Source organism: Oceaniglobus sp. K40-3 (genome assembly GCF_055808395.1).
Genome location: NZ_CM147868.1, coordinates 816,267 through 835,976 on the forward strand (window position 1 = coordinate 816,267; position 19,710 = coordinate 835,976).

A 19,710-nucleotide genomic window follows, 5' to 3' on the forward strand; every position below is an offset into this window, starting at 1 on the left:
GCGCAGGCTCAAGCGGTTTGCAGCACTTCGAGAAACGCAGGCCCGAACCGTTCCGCCTTTTGCGCACCCATGCCCGGCGCCTGCTCCAGCGCGTTCAAGGTATCGGGCCGCCGCTCGGCGATCCAGCGCAGGGTGCCGGCGGCACAGCTTAACGGCTTGTCAATTCCGTCTGGTCCCCGGGTCAATTCCAGTTGCACCTGCTGCAAGGCGTCAAACAGCGCACCGGCATCGCGCCCCGCCAGTTTGCGCCGCGCCGGGTGCATCGGGGGCGGCGCATCGCCGGTAATCACCTCCAGAAACACAGCGCCATATCGCTCCAGCTTTTTTGCGCCGACACCGGTAATGCTTGCCATCGCGTCCCGGGTTTCAGGCCGCTGTTCGGCCATTTCAATCAAGGTGCGGTCGGCAAAGATCACATAGGCCGGCACGCGCTGTGCCTCGGCCAGCGCGCGACGTTTGGCCTTGAGCGCCGAGAGCAGCGGCGCATCTTCATCGCTGACCATGGTTTTCACGGCCGAGCGGGCCGATTGCGCCGCCTTGATGACATCGCGGCGCAAATCAATCTTCGCATCGCCCCGCAGGATCGGCCGCGCCGCCTCGGTCATGCGCAGGGCACCGTGGCGTTCGGGATCGGGGCGCACCAGATCGCGCCCCATCATCTGGCGGAAAATCGCCTGCCACTGACCCTTGGAATAACCGGTGCCAACGCCGAACGTGGGCAGCTTGTCATGGCCCCGGGCGCTGACCTTGTCGGTGCGGTTGCCCATGACGACATCAATCAGATGCCCGGCGCCAAAATATTCCCCGGTGCGCAGGATGGCCGAAAGGCCGATCCGCACGGCGGTGGTGCCATCGAAAATCTCGGGCGCCTTGTCGCACAGATCGCAGTTGCCACAGGCACCGCTTTCTTCACCGAAATACGCCAACAGTTGCTGGCGCCGACAGCCCAGAGCCTCGGCCAGCCCCAGCAGCGCATTCAATCGGCCATGATCGGCGGATTTGCGTTCATGGGGCGCCAGGCCTTCGTCAATCTGGGTGCGGCGCAGGCGAATATCGTCAGGGCCATACAGCGTAAGCGTCTCGGCGGGCGCCCCGTCACGCCCGGCGCGCCCGATTTCCTGATAATAGCTCTCGATGCTTTTGGGCAGATCGGCATGGGCAACCCAGCGGATATCCGGCTTGTCCACCCCCATACCAAAGGCGACCGTGGCGGTGACGATCAACCCGTCTTCCTGGGAAAACCGCCGCTCGACCTCGCGCCGTTCAGCCGGGTCCATGGCCCCGTGATAATGACAGGCGTTGTGCCGTTCCGACCGCAGCGCGGCAGCCAGATCCGCGGTTTTCGCGCGGGACGAACAATAAACGATCCCCGATTGCCCCCGGCGCGCGTCGGCATAGGTCAAGATCTGTTTGCGCGGACCGTTCTTGGGCGCAAACGCCAGATGGATGTTGGGCCGGTCAAATCCGCCCATGAACAGGCGGGGCGGTTCGCCATCAAACAGCCGTTGCACGATTTCCTGCCGGGTTTCCTCATCCGCCGTGGCGGTGAACGCGGCCAAAGGCACATCCAGCGTCCGGCGCAAATCGCCGATCCGCAGGTAATCAGGCCGGAAATCATGCCCCCATTGTGAGACACAATGGGCTTCGTCCACCGCGATCATGCTCACTCCGGCCCGGCGCAAAAGCCGCTCGGTCCCGCCCGATCCAAGGCGCTCGGGCGCCATGTAAAGCAGCTTCATCGTGCCGTCGTTCAGGGCTGCGAACACCTCGTCGGTTTCGTCCTCGGTGTTGCCACTGGTCAGCGCGCCGGCCATCACCCCGGCTTCGCGCAACCCGCGCACCTGATCGCGCATCAGGGCGATCAGCGGTGAAATCACCACCGTCACCCCCTCGCGACACAGGGCAGGCAGCTGGAAACAGAGCGATTTCCCGCCCCCGGTGGGCATGATGGCAAGGGTGTTCTTGCCTGCTGTTACGGCAGCGACAATCTCGGCCTGACCGGGCCGGAATTCGGGAAACCCAAAGACCGATGACAACAGATCGCTCGCCTGGGTCATGACCCGCCTCGTTTTTATTCAACCGCTCGTTTGGCCCGACTCTCCCACACCGGGTTCCGGTGAACAAGGTCCGCGCCCCATACGTGTGTTTTTTACTGATCGAAATACTCCGGGGTGTGGGGGCTGGCCCCCACGCACCTGTCAGTAAAACGCCATCGCGTTGTTCACCAGAATGATCCGCACGGCATAGACTCCGATCAGCGCGACCAGCGGGGCAAGATCGATCCCGCCCATATCGGGCAGCACACGCCGGATCGGGCCATAGATCGGCTCTAGCAGGCGGTTCAGCCCGAACCAGATCTGGGCCACGACCGGCTGACGCAGGTTCAGGACCTGGAAATTAATCAGCCAGGACATGATGATATGGGCGATCATGATGAACCACACAACATTGAGGATCAGCATCAGGATTTGAAAGATTGAGGTCATGGATCGCCTGTTTTGCAATTCGGTTGGCGCACAGCTAATCATCCGGGGCCCCGGAGGCAAGCTTGTGCCGCAACGTAGCCTTTGACGCGGCGCGCGCCGCCCGGCAGGTCAAAGCCAAAAGGAGCCGCCCATGTACCCCGTGATCCGACTTGCCAAGGAACTGTTGATCCATCGCAAGGCGCCCCGCCTGGGGGCATTCGATACCCATGTGTCACACCATGTTTGCTGGCCCCAGGACATTGACGTGTGGATGGAGCTGAACAACGGGCGCACGCTGACCCTGTATGATCTGGGGCGGATGGTGCTGTTTCAGCGCACGGGCATCATCGGCGTGATGCGGCGCAATGGCTGGGCCGGCACCGTGGCAGGCAGTTCGGTGCGGTATCGCCGCCGGGTGCGGATGTTTCACCGGATAGAAATGCGCACCCGGATATTGGGGTGGGATGCGCGGTTCCTTTATATGGAGCAATCCATGTGGCGCCACGGAGAATGCACCAGCAACGCCCTGTTCCGCAATGCGGTAACCGGTGCTGGCGGGCTGGTGCCCATGGCGCAAACGGCACAGGCCATGGGCCTTGATCCGCTTAGCCCGCCCCTGCCCGATTGGGTGCAGGCCTGGAGCGCGGCTGAATCCGAACGCCCCTGGCCACCGCTGACCTGAGCGAACGCGCGACCAAAATCCGTCAGCCTTGCCCGTAAGTTGCGGCGCAGGGCGGATTTACGTTGCACCCCCGGGGCCAAGCGGGTTTGATCAACCCCAAGGCAAGGGGGCAACATGGCCGGGATTTCCAAACGAAAACGCATCTGGGGCTGGTTCTTTTTCGACTGGGCCAGTCAACCCTATAACACCCTGCTGCTGACCTTCATTTTCGGCCCCTACATCAACGAAATTCTGGGCGATGGCACGGCGGCGCAATCGGCCTGGGGGTTCGGAATCGGGGCGGCGGGGATGATTATTGCCTTGCTCGCACCGGTTCTTGGCGCGCTGGCCGATACGTCGGGGCGGCGGGTGCGCTGGATCTGGGGATTTTCGGCGCTTTATGTGATCGGTTCGGCCGGCCTGTGGTTTGCGGCGCCGGATGATTTCAATCTGGTCGCGATCATGGCCTGTTTCGCGGTCGGGCTGATCGGGATGGAATTCGCCACGATCTTTACCAATTCGATGCTGCCCGAACTTGGGACACGCCAGGAAATCGGTCGTATTTCCGGCAATGGCTGGGCGTTTGGCTATGTCGGGGGGTTGATTTCACTGGTGATCATGCTGGCGTTTTTTGCCGAAAGCGGGGCGACCGGCAAAACCTTTGTGGGGCTTGTGCCGCCTTTCGGGCTTGATCCCATGGCGCGGGAAGGCACCCGTTTTGTCGGGCCGCTGACGGCGCTTTGGTATGTGGTGTTCATGATCCCGTTTTTCCTTTACGTGCGCGATCCGCGCGGTGTTGCTGCACCGCCGGGTGCGGCGCGTCTGGCCCTGCGGGGGTTGGCGGGCACGTTGAAGAACCTGCCCAGGCGGCCCAGCCTTTTCGCCTATCTCATATCGTCGATGTTGTATCGCGATGCGCTGAACGGGATGTATGTGTTTGGCGGCATCTATGCTGCGGGCGTTCTGGGCTGGAGCGTGGTGGACACCGGCGTGTTCGGGATCATCGCCATCATTGCGGGCGCCCTGTTTGCCTGGATCGGCGGGCGCGCTGACAGTGCCTTTGGCCCTAAACCGGTGATCGTGACGTGCATTCTGGTGCTCAATCTTGCGGCCATCGGGGTGGTTACCGTGTCGCCCACCAGCCTGTTCGGGGTTATGGTTCCCGCAGGTTCGGGCGCACCTGACCTTGCCTTTCTGGTATTGGGGGCCACGATCGGGGCGGCGGGCGGCGCGTTGCAATCGGCCAGCCGCACGATGCTGGTGCGGCAGGCAAATCCGGCGCGGATGACCGAGGCGTTCGGTCTTTATGCGCTGGCGGGCAAGGCAACATCGTTCATCGCGCCGCTGCTGATCGGGGCGGCGACCTATTTCAGCGGGTCGCAACAGATCGGGGTTTCGCCATTGATTGGTCTTTTCGCATTGGGGTTGATTCTGTTACTGTGGGTAAAACCCGACGGAGATCGAGCAGCATGAAACCCGTTTACGCCCTTATATTCCTGTGCGCCCTCGCCGCTTGTGGTGGGCGCGAACCCCCCGGTGCCGCCCTGCCAACTCCGGCCTTTGCCGGGGATGTGGCCACGCGCAACGCAATTGCAAAACAGCTGTTCGGGGCCGAAACCGGCCCGTCGCGGCAGGTGGCGGCGCCGTTTGGTTCCTACGCCAAGGGGTGCCTTGCCGGGGGGCGCAATTGCCCGAAACCGGCCCCACCTGGCAGGCCATGCGCCTGAGCCGGAACCGCAACTGGGGGTATCCCGAAACCATTGATTTCATCGAAGACCTGTCGCGCAAGGCGGCGACACTTCCGGGGTGGAACGGGCTGTATGTGGGGGACATCAGCCAGCCGCGCGGCGGGCCGATGCTGACCGGCCATGCCAGCCATCAGATCGGGCTGGACGCCGATATCTGGCTGCGCCCGGCGGATCGGTTGAACCTGAGCGCGAGCGAGCGCGAGAGTATTTCGTCGATTTCCCTGCGCCGGGCCAAGGGGGCCTATACCAACGACAACTGGACCCCGGCCCATCAGGCGCTGTTAAAGGCCGCGGCAAGTGACCCGCGGATCGCGCGGATTTTCATTTTTCCCGGCGCCAAGGTGAAGATGTGCAACGATGAAAAGGGCAATCGCGCCTGGCTGAACAAGATCCGCCCGTGGTATGGCCACCATTATCACTTTCACGTCCGTCTGAAATGCCCCAAGGGGGCGACCGGTTGTGTTGATCAGGCGCCACCGCCGCCCGGTGATGGCTGTGCGGATGCGCAATCCTGGGTGAATGATATCCTCAACCCACCGCCCCCGAACCCGAATTACAAACCCAAACCCAAGCGTGAAATTCGTGTGGCCGATCTGCCGGGGCAATGCCAATCCGTTCTGTCGCGCTGATTTTCGCCTTGCTTGCTGCGCTGGCGGCCCCGATGGCACAGGCCGCCGGGGCCGAGTTTCTGGCGCGCTTTGTGTGGGAACGCGATGATCCTCACCACGGCGGATTTTCAGCGCTGGAACTGGGCCCCGATGGCAGCGCCTTTGTTGCCATTTCCGACCGGGGGCGCATCGCGCAGGGGCGGCTGTTGCGCAAGGATGGCGCGATCAGCGGCGTTGCCGATCTGCGGTTCGAGCGGCTGCGCGACACACAGGGCCGCGATATTCCGCCCCGGATCGCGGATTCCGAAGGGGTGGCCATGGCCCCGGGTGGCGCCCTGTTCATTTCATTCGAAGGGGCAAGCCGTGTCTGGCGGTATGCGCGGTTTGGTGCAGTGGCCGAAGCCTTGCCATTGCACCCTGATTTCGCCCGAATGCAGGCGAATTCATCCCTTGAGGCACTGGCGATTGACAAGGCAGGTGCGTTGTTCACCCTGCCCGAGCGGTCGGGCCACCTGAGCCGCCCTTTTCCGCTGTACCGGTTTGATGGCACACGGTGGAGCGTTCCTTATCATCTGTCGCGGCGGGGGGAATATTTGCCGGTGGGGGCTGATTTCGGGCCGGACGGTAAATTATACCTGCTGGAGCGGCAGTTCAGCGGCTTTTTGGGGTTTTCGTCACGGGTGCGCCGGTTCACCCTTGGGGCAAAGGGCGCGGTGGCCGAGGAAACCCTGCTGACCACCCCCAACCTGCGCCACGGCAACCTTGAGGGGCTGTCGGTCTGGCGTGACGGGGCGGGGGCGATCCGGCTGACCATGGTGGAAGACGATAATTTCAGCATCTTTCAGCGCACACAGTTTGTGGAATACCGGGTGACAGAATAACTTGATTCCGGCGCGCTGTGGCGGTAACAGCGCGCGTCCCGCGTGGTGTGGGGCCAAGTCTCCGAACCCCTTGTCAAAACGGAACACCGAATGACCCGAATCCTTCCCGGCATCCTTGCCATGGCCGCCGTCGTGCTGGCCTCAAACATCCTTGTGCAATTCCTGTGGGGCGACTGGCTGACCCTTGGGGCGTTCACCTATCCGCTGGCGTTTCTGGTGACGGATGTGATGAACCGGGTGTATGGTGCGGCAACCGCGCGCAAGGTGGTTCTGGCCGGGTTCGTGACCGGATTGGCCTGTTCGCTGATCGGCACCCAGATCAGCGGCGAATTCGGCCCCCTGGTGACCTGGCGCATCGCGCTGGCATCGGGCGCGGCGTTTCTGGCGGCGCAATTGTCGGACATCGCGGTGTTTGACCGGCTGCGTGGCGGCGCATGGTGGCGCGCGCCGCTGGTGTCAACGCTGGTTGGATCGGCGCTGGACACGGCGTTGTTCTTTACCATCGCGTTTTCCACCGCGCTGACATTCATCGAACCGGGCAACGATGTGTCATGGGCGAATGCGGCGCTGCCACTGTTGGGATTTGGCCCTGTGGTGCCGCTTTGGGTGTCGCTGGGGGTGGCGGATTGGTGCGTCAAGCTGGGGCTGGCGCTGATTGCGCTGATACCTTTCCGCCTCATCGTGCGGCGGTTGATGCCTCAGGGGGCGTAAAAAGGTTTGACATACCGCACATCTGTGCCACCTTCGCCCTATCGGCAATCATTGAAAGGAGGTGGTCCAGTGTCAAGAATGATCCAGGAGATCAAGGTCGGAACAGTCATGGGGGCCGTCGCCCAAAGGCAATCCTGAGGGCAGAACATCCATGATTGGGTATCCACTCTAACCGGACCCTCTCCAATCCATTCGAAGGGCCACCGTCATCCGGTGGCCCTTTTCGTTTGCGCAGTTGAAGCGGGGCGCATTGATCGCTATCTGGGGCGGATGGCAAAGGCAAAAGAAAATTCAAACTACAAGGTGATCGCCGAGAACCGGCGGGCGCGGCATGATTATGCGATCGAGTATGATCTTGAGGTGGGGATCATTCTTTTGGGGTCCGAGGTAAAGAGCCTGCGGGTGAACAGCGCCAACATCGCCGAAAGCTATGCCGAGGTGAAGGAGGGCGAATTGTGGCTGGTGAATTCCTATGTCGCGCCATATCTGCCGGCCAAGACCTGGGGCCATGAGGACCGGCGGCGACGCAAGTTGTTGGCGAAAAACAAAGAGCTGAGCCGGATGTGGAACGACACCCAGCGCAAGGGCATGACCATCGTGCCGCTGGTGATGTATTTCAATCACAAGGGTCTGGTGAAGATGAAGGTCGGCGTGGCCAAGGGCAAACAGAACCATGACAAGCGCGCCGATGCCGCCAAGGCCGACTGGCAGCGCCAAAAGGCGCGGCTGCTGCGCCACAACGGTTAGCGGTGATCCAAAGGCGGCGCTGACGCGCCATTCCATTTTTTGTCTGGCGCCCGTGGTGGGTGTTTGCGCTTTTGGTTCGATCATTGCGCCGGGTTGTGAGCGGGCCTTCGGCGAGAGTATTTTTATCAGAGAAAAGTCTATGGCGGGGCTTGCCTGTCTGGTGCCCTTGTCATGGGGCGGTTGTGGGGGTAGGCAGTCGGTGGTTTTCAACGCCCGGGGTGTCTGCCATGGCCTATGACGATCCGACAACGCTGGTGTCCACCGCATGGCTGGGCGCGCATCTGAAAGACCCCGACCTGCGGGTGCTGGACGGGAGCTGGTATCTGCCTGATATGGGGCGCGACCCAAAGGCGGAATATGATGCGGCGCATATTCCCGGTGCCCGGTTTGTGGCGCTGGATGATGTGTCGGACAGCCGTTCGGACCTGCCGCATATGGCGCCGCCCCCCGAAAAATTTATCAGCCGGATGCGGGCGTTGGGCGTGGGGGATGGCCATCAGGTGGTGATCTATGACGGGCCGGGATTGTTTTCTGCGGCGCGTCTGTGGTGGTTGTTCCGGTTGATGGGCAAGGTGAATGTGGCCGTTCTGGACGGTGGGTTTACCAAGTGGCAGGCCGAGGGGCGCCCCGCGGAGGACATGCCGCCCGTGGTGCGCGACCGCCATATCACCGTGACGCGCCAGAACCATCTGGTGCGTGATGTCACACAGGTGGCGGCGGCGACCAAGCTGGGCGATCATCAGATTGTCGATGCCCGGGCCGCCGCCCGGTTTGCGGGGGCGGCGCCCGAGCCGCGCGAGGGGCTGCGGGCGGGGCATATCCCGGGGGCGCGCAATCTGCCCTACAAGACATTGCTGAACGATGACGGCACGATGAAGGCGCCCGACGCGCTGCGCGCCGCTTTTGTGGCTGCGGGCGTTGATCTGGACCGTCCGGTTATCACCTCTTGCGGGTCGGGGGTGACGGCGGCGATCCTGTCGCTTGCGCTTGAGGTGCTGGGCCACCGCGATCACGGACTTTACGACGGCTCTTGGGCCGAATGGGGCATGTATAACGACCTGAAGGTCGCCACCGGAGAATGACGATGTTTGAAGCGCTGAAACCACTACCCGCTGACAAGATTCTGGCCCTGATGCAGGCCTTTCGCGAAGATCCGAGCGAGACCAAGATCGATCTGGGCGTCGGGGTCTACAAGAACGCCGAGGGCCACACGCCTGTCATGCGCGCGGTGAAAGAGGCCGAGCGGCGGTTGGTGGCCGAGCAGGACACCAAGGCCTATGTGGGGCTGTTGGGCGATCCGGCCTATACCGACGCCATGCGCCAGATGATTCTGGGCGATGCTGTACCGGTTGAGCGTGTTTCGGCGGCGGCCACACCCGGGGGAACCGGGGCCATCCGTCAGGCGCTGGAGCTGATCAAGATGGCCGCGCCCGAGGCCACCGTTTGGCTGAGCGCGCCGACATGGCCGAACCATCCGTCGATCATTCGTTATCTGGGCATCAAGATGGCCGAGTACCGGTATTTCGACGATGCCACCCGAAACGTTGATTTTGCCGGGATGATGGCCGATCTGGACAAGATTTCCGAGGGCGATGTGGTTCTGCTGCATGGCTGTTGCCACAATCCGACCGGTGCGAACCTGACCCTTGAGCAGTGGCAGCAGGTGTCGGACCTGTTGAACGCCAAGGGGGCGGTTCCGTTTATCGACATTGCCTATCAGGGGTTTGGCGACGGGTTGGATGCCGATGCGGCGGGAACGCGGCTGATGGCGGCAAATGCGCCGCAGATGTTGATCGCGGCGAGCCTGTTCCAAGAATTTCGGGATTTACCGCGAGCGCACCGGCCTTGTCATGGCGATTGCGCCGGAGGCGGGGATGAAGCCGGTGACCCAGGGCACGCTGGCCTTTCTCAACCGGCAGAATTACAGCTTTCCGCCCGATCATGGGGCGCGGGTGGTGACGACGATTCTGAACGACCCGGAGCTGAAGGCCGATTGGATGGCCGAGTTGGAAGAGGTGCGCGTCGGTATGTTGGCCCTGCGCAAGCAACTGGCCGATGAATTGCGTCAGCGGAGCAATTCTGACCGGTTCGATTTCATCGCCGATCATCGCGGGATGTTTTCACGCCTTGGGGCGACGCCTGAACAGGTGGAAAAGATGCGCATCGACAACGGGATTTATATGGTCGGGGACAGCCGGATCAATATTGCCGGGCTGAACGCCAGGACGATTCCGATCTTGGCGCAGGCGATTATCGACGCCGGCGTTTAAACCCAAAGGCGGGGCTGTTCGGCGTATCCGATGTAAAGCGGGTGTTTCGGATGGCCTGCTTTGGACAGACCAAGGTGGAACAGGGGGCGCGCCGTTTCGCGCAGCAGGGCCGTCACTTCGGGCCCGCGGTTCAGGTGCGCGCCGTGGGTGCCCCAGGCACACAGCAGGGTATCGGCCCATTGGGCGGCGGCGCGGATCGCGGCGTCATTGCCGGGGCCGACCGGATCGGCGGCGGCGCGCATCTTTTTCGGGTCCGTGTCGCGCCAGGCAAAGATATTCGTCACGCGAAACCCGCCATAGCCCAAGGCCCGCGCACGGCGTTCGCAGCGTTCGACCGTGGGGTCGTTCTGCACCTCGGTGGCGGTGGAGGGGTTGAGCATGACAAAAGCGATTTTGCGCCCCGCGCCATCCCAAACCCGGGTCAGATCATAGCGATACCGTTCGCAATCGGAATAGGTGGCGACGCTGTGGGCGTCGCCCTTGAGGTGTTCGCGGGTAATCACGCCACGAACACGCGCGAGGGGTGCAATTCGCCGCTGCGGTACACGCCCACGGCCACGGCGCGGCCTTCAAAGCTGGCCCATGCCTCGTCGCCGTATTCGGCATCGGATGCAATCACCATACCGGGGTTGCCGTTGCGCAGTTTCGCGGCGCCTTCGGGGGTGCAGCGCACCTCGGGGAGATCATCAAGCCCCTGTTCCAGCGGGCGCAACCATGCATCGAGCGCGGGGGTGCGGGCCAGTTGATCGAGCAATTCCAGCGAGAGGCCCTCATCGGCCTCGAACGGCCCTGACCAGACCCGGCGCAGGGACAGCACATGGCCAAAACAGCCCAGAGCCTGCCCCAGATCGCGGGCGATCGAGCGGACATAACCGCCCTTGCCGCAGATCATTTCGATTTCGGCATGGTCGGGGTCGGGGCGTGATACCATGGCCAGTTCTTCGACAAACAAGGGGCGGGCGGCGATTTCCATGGTTTCACCATCGCGGGCGCGTTTATAGGCGCGTTCGCCGTCAATCTTGACCGCTGAAAATTGCGGTGGCACCTGCATGATGTTGCCGGTCAGGGGCAGCAGGGCCTGACGGATGCCGTCATCGGTGGGGCGCAGATCAGAGGTGTCGGTGACTTCGCCCTCGGCGTCGTCGGTGTTCGTGGCCTCGCCCAGTTTCACGGTAAAGCGGTAAGCCTTCATCGCGTCGGTGATATAGGGGACGGTTTTCGTCGCCTCGCCCAGGGCCACGGCCAGAACGCCGGTTGCCTCGGGGTCGAGAGTGCCGGCGTGACCGGCCTTTTTCGCGTCGAACGCCCAGCGCACCTTGTTGACCACGGCGGTTGATGTCAGCCCTGCCGGCTTGTCGATAATCACCCAGCCTGAAATGTCGCGCCCGTTCTTGCGTCGGCCCATCTGTCGCTCCTTGATTGTCAAAGCCGGGGGCGTAACGCCCGCCGCGCACAAGGTCAATTCATTGGCTGCACGGTGCCCAGAATCGGCCCCATGGGAAACCCGGCATCATCGCGCCCGATGGCAGGCGCATAAAAGCGCGAGATGTTGCCATCAAGGAACAGCGCGTTGGGGGTTTTCAGGTCATCGCGGAAGAACCGCGCAAAATGGTGAAAATTCACCGGGCGGTCGGAAATGGCGATCACCACCTCGCTGCCGTCTGCCGACACACCCACGCCGTTGCGGATATAGCGCGACGTGCCATCCTCCAGAAACCGGGGGTGCAGTTTGCCGTCAATCACCAGCATCGGGCCGGATTGGGTGGCAAAATCGCAATCCAGCGGGGTTTTGGCAAAGGCGCGGCTTTCCAACACCGCCGCCGTGTCGCCGGTGATGCAGAACACGCCGTTGGGCAGCAGGCCGAAATTGCCCGGACCTTCGGACGTGATGACGCGCATTTCTTCGTGTTTGTTTTCGATATACAGGCCCACGGGGGCGCGGCTGGGGTGGTACATGCCGCCGTTCATCGCCACGCCCAATTGTTCGCCCCCGGCGTTCAGCGCCCGGTTTACATTGCGAAAGCTGCCATAGGGCGCACCGGATTTATCGTTCAGCCACAGGCGCATGGGATCATCGGCCAGTTTGATCCGGCAATAGCTGAAAGGGGTGCCGTCGAATTTCACCTTGGCGCAGTGGGGGGTGGCCTGCGCCGCTGCGGGCAGGGCCATGAGGGTAATCCATGCCAGCAGGCGCAGCATCAGACCTCGTCCGCGTCGTCCGGCGCCTCAAGATCGCGGCGCACCTCGGCCCGGTTCAGCAGGTCGCGGGTGTGATCCATCCGATCAAACGTGTCGTCGATCAGGAACCGCAGCTCGGGTGCGTTTTTCAAGGTGATTTCGCGAATCAGGGCGCGGCGGATTTCGTATTTGTTGCGCTTGAGGGCTGCTATCGCCTCTTCCTTTTCCTTGCCGCCAAGGGGCAGGACGAAAATCGTCGCCACCCGCAGATCAGGCGAGGTGCGCACCTCGGAGATGGTGATTGACCTGCGGTTCAGGTCCGGGTCGTGAATGTCGCCCCGGTTCAACAGATCGGAAAGGGCGCGTCGGATCAACTCGCCAACGCGAAGCTGACGTTGCGAGGGGCCGGTGCCACTGGAATATCGGTTCTTTGCCATGGGGGTGATTTAGGCGTGATCGGCCCGCCATGCAACTGGGGGTTTTCGCCCATGCGCCGCTCGGCTAGACCATGGCACAACGTCAATCAGGGGGTGCGTCATGGCACAGACACCGGGAATCGCGATCACAGGGGTGTCGGGCCGTATGGGCCGGATGCTGGCCAGCATGGTTGCCGAAAGCGATGCGATGCACCTGTGTGGCGCGCTGGAACGCGCGGGCCATCCATGGATCGGGCAGGATCTGGGCGTCGTCATGGGCGGTGCGGCAAGCGGCGTGATGGTCAGCGATGATGCCAGCGCCGTGATTGCGGGCGCGCAGGCGGTGATTGATTTCACCGCCCCTGCCGCGACTGTTGGGTTTGCCGAACTGGCCGCGCAGGCGGGAATTGTGCATGTGATCGGCACCACGGGCCTGTCTGAGGATGACATTGCCGCCATAGACCGCACAGCCGAACAGGCCGTGATCGTGCGGGCGGGCAACATGAGCCTTGGGGTCAACCTGTTGACGCAACTGGTGAAACAGGTTGCCGCGGCCTTGGACGACAGTTACGATATTGAGGTGATCGAGGCGCACCATCGCCACAAGGTCGACGCGCCCTCTGGCACGGCGCTGATGCTGGGGCAGGCGGCGGCAGAGGGGCGGGGCGTTGCCCTGAACGATGTGGCGGACCGGGGCCGTGATGGCATGACCGGGGCGCGCCGCAAGGGCGACATCGGGTTCAGCGCGATCCGGGGCGGCGACATCATTGGCGAACATGATGTGATGTTCGCCGCCGAGGGTGAACAGATCGTGCTGCGCCACCGCGCCACCGACCGGTCATTGTTTGCGCGCGGCGCGCTGAAAGCTGCACTTTGGGGGCAGGGGCGCGCACCGGGGCATTACGATATGCTGGATGTTCTGGGGCTGAAGTGATCGCGGGCTAGAAATCCACCGCGATTCCCTTTTTCTCCCAATCGCCATACCGCACGGGTTCAGGGCCATCGCGCCCGCCCAGTTCCAGCGGAAGCGGCGTTGCATTGGCCTTGGCGCGGCGTTCTTCGGCCTCGCGCAGGGCGCGCAGGGCGGCAGGGGGAAGATCGGATGTCGGTTCGTCCATGGTGGGTTCCTTGCTGGCAGGCGCTTGTTCCGGCGCTGTTCCTGATATACGCCGCCCAGAGGTTTTCTCAACCCGCGCAAGGATCAAGTGATGGCCGATACCGTTGACGCGCCCCGCCGGGCGGCTTTGGCCCTGTTGATGGGCGTGACCGAGGAACAGCGCCTGTTGGCGGAAATGCTGCCCAAGGTGATGGCGCCCCTTGCCCCTGCCGACCGTGCCCGCGCCCAAAGGCTGGCCACCGGCACCCTGCGTTGGATGGACCGGGCTGACCGCGCCCTTGGCCCGTTCCTGCGGATGAAGCCCTGGCCGCGCACCCATAACGCCCTGCGCATGGCGCTGTATGAGATATTCGTTGAGGGTGCCGCGCATCACGGGGCGGTGAATGCCGCTGTTGAGCTGGTGCGTTCGGTTCCCGATACGGCACCACAGGCGGGGCTGACCAATGCCGTGCTGCGCAATGTGTTGCGCAAGGGCGCGTGGGAGGATTTGCCCCTGCCACGCCTGCCCAAATGGTTGCGCAAACCGCTGCTGGCTGATTTCGGCAAGGCGCGCGTTGCGGCGATGGAAGCGGCCTTTGCCAAGGGTGCGCCGCTGGATCTGACGCCAAAGGATGGCGATGCCGCTGGACTGGCCGCGCGCCTTGGGGGTGGCCCTGCCCACGGGGTCGGTGCGCCTGACCACTCCGGGGCAGGTTTCGGCCCTGCCCGGATATGACAGTGGCGATTGGTGGGTGCAGGATGCCGCCGCGGCCCTGCCAGCCCGCCTGTTGAACGCGCAACCGGGTGAACGGGTGCTTGATCTGTGCGCCGCACCGGGGGGCAAGACGATGCAACTGGCGGCGACCGGTGCCGAGGTGAGCGCGCTGGACAGTTCCGAACCGCGCATGGCGCGGCTGCGGGAAAATCTGGCCCGGACCGGGCTGAATGCTGAAACTGTGGTGGGCGATGCGCTGACCTTTACCACGGATACGCTTTTTGATGCCGTGTTGCTGGATGCACCCTGTTCGGCTACCGGCACCATTCGCCGCCACCCTGACCTGCCCCAGGCTAAGGACGGAGGCGAATTTCCCGCTCTGTTCAAACTTCAGGAACAGATGATCGACGCGGCCCTGCGTCTGGTCAAACCGGGGGGGCGGGTGGTGTATTGCACCTGTTCCCTGCTGATCGACGAGGGCGAGGAACAGGTGCGCGATGCCCTGCTGCGCAACCCGGATGTTTCCGTCGAGGCGCTGGAAAACCCGGCGATCGAGGCGCAGTGGCGCAGCCCCGAAGGCCTGCGCCTGACGCCGGACGACTGGCCAGATACCGGCCATCTTGACGGCTTTTTCATCACAGCCCTGCGCCGACCGCTGTAGGCGCGGCTGTTTTGAAATGACAGGGCGGGTTGCGCGGGGTATGGTTGGCCACAATCAGACCCCGCACCACAATGTGACCGGCGAGGCAATACAGGCACGTGTCCCGATCTGAACCCTGGAAAGTGCGCAAAACGCGCTTGATGAACCGACTGCGTGCGCGCCTCAGCACCCTGAGCGCGCCGGCGACCGGCTTTGTCTCGCAGCCTGAACCGCGCACCATCGGCAGTTTCGCCCGTGGCCGCCAGATTTCGGGCGGCAATTTCCTGTTTGCCGGGTTTCTGGTCGAGGCACCGGATACCGCGATCTGGGATTTGCCGATGCCCGATCATGCGTTTGAACAGGAATTGCACGGGTTCACCTGGATCGACGATCTGGCGGCGGTGGGGGATGGCGCGGCCAACCTGCGCCAACGGACATGGACCCACGCCTGGATCGCCCGCTTTGGCAAAGGCACCGGCCCGGGCTGGACGCCTGATCTGACCGGGCGGCGGCTGATCCGCTGGGTGCATCATGCGGTGGTCTTGTTGAATGGTCAGGATAAAAAAACCAGCGAGGCTTTTTTCGACTCGGCTCGCGCAGCAGACCAATTTCCTTGGCCATCGCTGGGCGGCGGCATCGCCCGGATTGCCCCGGTTCGAGGCGCTGACCGGGCTGATCTATGCCGGGATCGCGTTGACGGGAATGGAGCGCCACATCGCCCCGGCGGTCAAGGCATTGGGCCGGGAATGCGCCAGCCAGATTGACGAACAGGGCGGCATCCCCACCCGCAACCCCGAAGAACTGATGGCGGTGTTCACCCTGTTGTCATGGGCCGCCGCTGCCCTGCGCGAAACGGGGCGTGCGCCCGGAGCGGCGCATCTGGCCGCGATGGAACGGATCGCGCCATCATTGCGCGCCCTGCGCCACAATGATGGCGGGCTGGCGCGGTTTCACGGGGGCGGGCGCGGGGCCGAAGGGCGGCTGGATCACGCCCTGGCCGCATCCGAGGTGAAGGGCGCCAAGCGGGCGGGCCTTGCCATGGGGTTTGCCCGGCTCAGCCATGGGCGCACCTCGTTGATCATGGATGCCGCTTCGCCGCCAGTGCGCGATGCCAGCGCCCAGGGCCATGCCAGCACGTTGGCGTTCGAGCTGACCTCGGGGCGGCGCCCGTTGATCGTGAATTGCGGATCGGGGCGCACCTTTGGCGAAAAGTGGCGCCGGGCCGGGCGGGCCACGCCCTCGCATTCCACCCTGGCGCTTGAGGGGTATTCATCATCGCGCCTTGGGGTGACCGGGCTGATCACCGGGCAGAACGCCGAACTGTTGGTGGATGCCCCGCGCGATGTGCGGATCGAAATGCGCGACAGCGATCTGTCCTCGGGGCTGATTGCGGGGCATGACGGGTATCTTTCCACCCATGGGTTGACCCATGTGCGCCAGCTTTACCTGAGCTTTGACGGGCGCGGGGTGCGCGGCGAGGATGTTCTGGCCACGGTCGAGAAATCCGATGAAAAACAATTCAACCGGGCGCTGGACCGGTCCGAATTGAAGGGAATTCCGTTCAAGGTGCGGTTTCATCTGCATCCCGATGTGGACGCCGAACTGGATATGGGCGGCGCGGCCGTGTCCATGGCATTGAAAAGCGGCGAAATCTGGGTGTTCCGGCACAGCGGCGATGCGCGCATGTCGCTGGAGCCTTCGGTGTATCTGGAGCGCGGACGGCTGGCGCCCCGGGCGACAAAACAGATCGTTTTATCGGCAATTGCGCTTGATTTGGCCACCCGGGTCAGTTGGACGCTTGCCAAGGCGCAGGATACCCCCGATACGATCCGCGACCTCGAACGTGACGATCTGGCGCTTGAGGCGTGATTTCTGACGTAAAGGACCTGTGATGACCCAAAGCCCCCCCATTCGCCGCGCTCTTCTTTCCGTGTCTGACAAGAGTGGTCTGGTTGATCTGGCCCGCGCCTTGGCCGAACAGGGGGTTGAGCTGTTGTCAACCGGCGGGTCGGCGGCGGCCCTGCGCGGGGCCGGGTTGGCCGTGCGCGATGTGGCCGATGTGACGGGTTTCCCCGAAATGATGGACGGGCGGGTGAAAACCCTGCACCCCATGGTGCATGGTGGGTTGTTGGCCCTGCGCGATGATGACGGGCATGTCGCGGCGATGAAGGACCATGGGATCGGCGCGATCGATCTGTTGGTGGTGAACCTGTACCCGTTCGAGGAAACCGTGGCCAAGGGCGCCGATTACGCCACCTGCGTTGAAAATATCGACATTGGCGGCCCTGCGATGATCCGCGCGGCGGCCAAGAACCACGGGTTTGTGACGACGGTGGTGGATGTGCAGGATTACGACACCCTGCTGGGTGAAATGGCCGAAAATGGCGGTGGCACGACATATGCGTTCCGCCAGAAAATGGCGCAGATCGCCTATGGCCGCACCGCCGCCTATGACGCGGCGGTCAGCACTTGGATGGCGGATGCCCTGAACGATCCGGCGCCGCGCCGTCGTGCCGTGGCAGGTACGTTGGTGCAGACCATGCGTTACGGTGAAAACCCCCATCAGGGGGCCGCGTTTTATGCCGATGGGTCCAACGGTCCCGGCGTGGCGACGGCGGTGCAGCATCAGGGCAAGGCGCTGTCCTATAACAACATCAACGATACGGATGCGGCGTTTGAGCTGATTTCCGAATTCGCCGATGCCGGCCCGGCCTGTGCGATCATCAAACACGCCAATCCCTGCGGTGTGGCGCAGGGCGCGACCATGGCCGAGGCATACCGCAAGGCGTTCGATTGTGACCGCACCAGCGCCTTTGGCGGCATCATCGCCCTGAACCGCCCGCTGGACGGCGAAACGGCCGAGTTGATTGCCGGAATTTTCACCGAAGTGGTGATTGCGCCGGGGGCTGACGACAGCGCCATGGAGGTTTTCGCCAAAAAGAAAAACCTGCGGTTGCTGACCACAGCGGGCCTTGGCGATCCGGCGCTGGTGGGGCGGATGATCAAACAGGTGTCTGGCGGGTATCTGGTGCAGGACAAGGACACCGGCCATGTGGCGGCGGGCGATCTGAGGGTTGTAACCAAACGCCAGCCAAGCGAGGCCGAAATGGCCGATCTGCTGTTTGCCTGGACCGTGGCCAAGCATGTGAAATCCAACGCTGTGGTTTATGCCAATGGCGGCGCGACCGTGGGCGTTGGTGCGGGCCAGATGAGCCGGGTCGACAGCACCCGGATCGCCGCCCGCAAGGCCGAGGACATGGCGCAGGCGATGGGCCTGCCCGCCCCCCTGACCCGTGGGTCGGTGGCCGCGTCCGATGCGTTCTTTCCCTTTCCCGATGGTTTGCTGACCGTGGCCGAGGCGGGCGCGACGGCGGTGATCCAACCGGGCGGGTCGATGCGCGACGACGCGGTGATCGCCGCCGCGGATGAGGCGGGCCTTGCCATGGTGTTCACCGGTATGCGGCATTTCCGGCACTGATATGGGGGTGCTGTTCAAAACCGCTGCCTATGTCTTTGTGATCGACCAGATCAGTAAATATCTGGTGGTGCATATGATGAATCTGGCCTCGGTCGGCTCGATCGATGTGCTGCCGCCTTTTCTGAACCTGCGCATGGCGTGGAACCGGGGGGTGAATTTCGGGTTGTTCGCCAGCAATCAGGACATCATGCGCTGGGTTCTGGTGGCGGTTGCCATGGTAATTGTCGCCTGGGTGATCGTCTGGATGCGCCGCGAACAGCCCGGACGCTGGGCGATGATTGCGGCGGGGTTTCTGGTCGGTGGCGCGCTGGGAAATGTCGTTGACCGCGTGTTTTACGGCGCGGTGGCCGATTTTCTGAACATGTCGTGCTGTGGCATCGAAAACCCCTATGCGTTCAACGTGGCCGATATTGCGATCTTTGCCGGCGCGCTGGGGTTGGTGATATTCACCGGCAAATCGGGGGGCGCGAAACGGCCCCGGAAAAAACGCCCGTGACGGGCTGGCGGGGATGGGTTACACCAACGGCCAAAGAGTGAGGGAGGCGCGGATGACCACGGGCGCGACGCTGTTCAGGATCGGAGCGGGGATCATGGCCCTTGGCCTGCTGATGGGCTGTGGCGACCCCGGTGAACCAAATCTGCTGAACCTGAAAAAAACGGGCAGTGGGCCTGACGAATTTACCATTCTGCCCACCAAGACTCTGCAAGCGCCCGAAGATTATGCCGCCTTGCCCGCCCCCACCCCCGGGGGCGCGAACCTGACCGACCCAACCCCCGAGGCCGATGCCGTGGCGGCCTTGGGTGGCGATCCGGGGCGCCTGTCGGGGGGCGGCATCCGGGATGCCGCGCTGGTGGCCCATACATCACGGTTCGGGGTGAAACCCGGTATCCGTCAGGAACTGGCCGGGATTGATCTGCAATATCGGCGCGACAACGATGGCCGGCTGTTGGAGCGGCTGTTCAACGTGAACGTCTATTTCAAGGCCTATCGCAAGTTCGAACTGGACCAGTACCGCGAACTTGAGCGGTTCCGCCGCGCCGGGGTGCGCACCCCCGCCGTGCCACCCGACCCCGCACAGTAACCCCGGCGCGCTTC

Annotated in this window: 17 protein-coding genes and 4 pseudogenes; 14 read left to right on the forward strand and 7 right to left on the reverse strand. The window is 63.3% G+C overall.

The genetic code is table 11. The annotated features are described in order from the left end of the window. Positions 1–8: 8 nt before the first annotated feature. Positions 9–2,057: a DNA helicase RecQ gene (gene recQ / locus AC0L7P_RS04265; RefSeq protein ID WP_473434637.1), complete on the reverse strand. Its 2,049-nt coding sequence runs from the start codon at positions 2,055–2,057 to the stop codon at positions 9–11. A 141-nt stretch (positions 2,058–2,198) separates the two neighbouring features. Beyond that, on the reverse strand, positions 2,199–2,486 hold the full coding sequence (locus tag AC0L7P_RS04270; RefSeq protein WP_473434638.1) for a YggT family protein: 288 nt from the start codon (positions 2,484–2,486) through the stop codon (positions 2,199–2,201). Positions 2,487–2,616: 130 nt separating this feature from the next. Here AC0L7P_RS04270 and AC0L7P_RS04275 point away from each other — a divergent pair, with 130 nt between their 5' ends. The 8 genes and pseudogenes from AC0L7P_RS04275 (at position 2,617) to AC0L7P_RS04310 (ending at position 10,091) form a co-directional block, all read left to right on the forward strand. Beyond that, positions 2,617–3,147, forward strand: coding sequence for a thioesterase family protein (locus tag AC0L7P_RS04275; protein ID WP_473434639.1), 531 nt, complete (start codon positions 2,617–2,619; stop codon positions 3,145–3,147). A 114-nt stretch (positions 3,148–3,261) separates the two neighbouring features. Next, positions 3,262–4,599: an MFS transporter gene (locus AC0L7P_RS04280; RefSeq protein ID WP_473434640.1), complete on the forward strand. Its 1,338-nt coding sequence runs from the start codon at positions 3,262–3,264 to the stop codon at positions 4,597–4,599. Continuing rightward, a pseudogene (mepA, locus tag AC0L7P_RS04285) lies at positions 4,596–5,503 on the forward strand (penicillin-insensitive murein endopeptidase). Before AC0L7P_RS04280 ends, mepA begins: the two are co-directional and overlap by 4 nt. After that, complete coding sequence (locus tag AC0L7P_RS04290; RefSeq protein ID WP_473434641.1) at positions 5,479–6,363, forward strand: esterase-like activity of phytase family protein; 885 nt, start codon at positions 5,479–5,481, stop codon at positions 6,361–6,363. The pseudogene mepA and the gene AC0L7P_RS04290 overlap by 25 nt, the downstream one beginning before the upstream one ends. Before the next feature lie 90 nt (positions 6,364–6,453). Then, on the forward strand, positions 6,454–7,074 hold the full coding sequence (locus AC0L7P_RS04295; protein WP_473434642.1) for a queuosine precursor transporter: 621 nt from the start codon (positions 6,454–6,456) through the stop codon (positions 7,072–7,074). Between the two features lie 270 nt (positions 7,075–7,344). Continuing rightward, positions 7,345–7,821: an SsrA-binding protein SmpB gene (gene smpB / locus AC0L7P_RS04300; protein ID WP_473435391.1), complete on the forward strand. Its 477-nt coding sequence runs from the start codon at positions 7,345–7,347 to the stop codon at positions 7,819–7,821. Positions 7,822–8,048: 227 nt separating this feature from the next. Then, complete coding sequence (gene sseA, locus AC0L7P_RS04305; RefSeq protein ID WP_473434643.1) at positions 8,049–8,903, forward strand: 3-mercaptopyruvate sulfurtransferase; 855 nt, start codon at positions 8,049–8,051, stop codon at positions 8,901–8,903. A gap of 2 nt (positions 8,904–8,905) precedes the next feature. Beyond that, positions 8,906–10,091 (forward strand): annotated as a pseudogene (locus AC0L7P_RS04310) (amino acid aminotransferase). On the opposite strand, the gene AC0L7P_RS04315 reads toward AC0L7P_RS04310, so the two are convergent. The 4 genes from AC0L7P_RS04315 to rbfA are packed head-to-tail and all read right to left on the reverse strand — an operon-like array spanning position 10,088 to position 12,706. Beyond that, positions 10,088–10,594, reverse strand: a complete 507-nt coding sequence (locus AC0L7P_RS04315; RefSeq protein ID WP_473434644.1) for a DUF1643 domain-containing protein — start codon at positions 10,592–10,594, stop codon at positions 10,088–10,090. The pseudogene AC0L7P_RS04310 and the gene AC0L7P_RS04315 overlap by 4 nt on opposite strands. After that, the gene (truB, locus tag AC0L7P_RS04320; protein WP_473434645.1) at positions 10,591–11,496 is read right to left on the reverse strand and encodes a tRNA pseudouridine(55) synthase TruB; all 906 of its coding nucleotides are present in this window, start codon (positions 11,494–11,496) and stop codon (positions 10,591–10,593) included. The genes AC0L7P_RS04315 and truB overlap by 4 nt, the downstream gene beginning before the upstream one ends. Positions 11,497–11,549: 53 nt before the next feature. Beyond that, positions 11,550–12,290, reverse strand: coding sequence for a phosphodiester glycosidase family protein (locus AC0L7P_RS04325; RefSeq protein WP_473434646.1), 741 nt, complete (start codon positions 12,288–12,290; stop codon positions 11,550–11,552). Continuing rightward, a complete protein-coding gene (gene rbfA, locus AC0L7P_RS04330; protein WP_473434647.1) occupies positions 12,290–12,706 on the reverse strand; it encodes a 30S ribosome-binding factor RbfA in 417 nt (138 codons plus the stop codon). Before rbfA ends, AC0L7P_RS04325 begins: the two co-directional genes overlap by 1 nt. 100 nt (positions 12,707–12,806) lie before the next feature. On the opposite strand from rbfA, the gene dapB reads away from it, so the two are divergent. Then, positions 12,807–13,619, forward strand: coding sequence for a 4-hydroxy-tetrahydrodipicolinate reductase (dapB, locus tag AC0L7P_RS04335; RefSeq protein ID WP_473434648.1), 813 nt, complete (start codon positions 12,807–12,809; stop codon positions 13,617–13,619). 7 nt (positions 13,620–13,626) lie between these two features. Here dapB and AC0L7P_RS04340 read toward each other — a convergent pair whose 3' ends face one another. Next, positions 13,627–13,803: a DUF1674 domain-containing protein gene (locus AC0L7P_RS04340; RefSeq protein ID WP_473434649.1), complete on the reverse strand. Its 177-nt coding sequence runs from the start codon at positions 13,801–13,803 to the stop codon at positions 13,627–13,629. 90 nt (positions 13,804–13,893) lie between these two features. Here AC0L7P_RS04340 and AC0L7P_RS04345 point away from each other — a divergent pair. The 5 genes and pseudogenes from AC0L7P_RS04345 to AC0L7P_RS04365 all read left to right on the forward strand — a co-directional run bounded on the left by AC0L7P_RS04345 (position 13,894) and on the right by AC0L7P_RS04365 (position 19,696). Beyond that, a pseudogene (locus AC0L7P_RS04345) lies at positions 13,894–15,157 on the forward strand (RsmB/NOP family class I SAM-dependent RNA methyltransferase). Positions 15,158–15,297: 140 nt separating this feature from the next. Next, positions 15,298–17,005 (forward strand): annotated as a pseudogene (locus tag AC0L7P_RS04350) (heparinase II/III family protein). Between the two features lie 22 nt (positions 17,006–17,027). After that, positions 17,028–18,614: a bifunctional phosphoribosylaminoimidazolecarboxamide formyltransferase/IMP cyclohydrolase gene (gene purH / locus AC0L7P_RS04355; protein WP_473434650.1), complete on the forward strand. Its 1,587-nt coding sequence runs from the start codon at positions 17,028–17,030 to the stop codon at positions 18,612–18,614. A gap of 1 nt (position 18,615) precedes the next feature. Next, positions 18,616–19,110 carry a signal peptidase II gene (gene lspA / locus AC0L7P_RS04360; protein WP_473434651.1) on the forward strand — a complete coding sequence of 165 codons (495 nt, stop codon included), beginning with the start codon at positions 18,616–18,618 and terminating at the stop codon, positions 19,108–19,110. Between the two features lie 52 nt (positions 19,111–19,162). Continuing rightward, a complete protein-coding gene (locus AC0L7P_RS04365) occupies positions 19,163–19,696 on the forward strand; it encodes a DUF3035 domain-containing protein (protein ID WP_473434652.1) in 534 nt (177 codons plus the stop codon). The last annotated feature ends 14 nt before the right edge of the window (positions 19,697–19,710 follow it).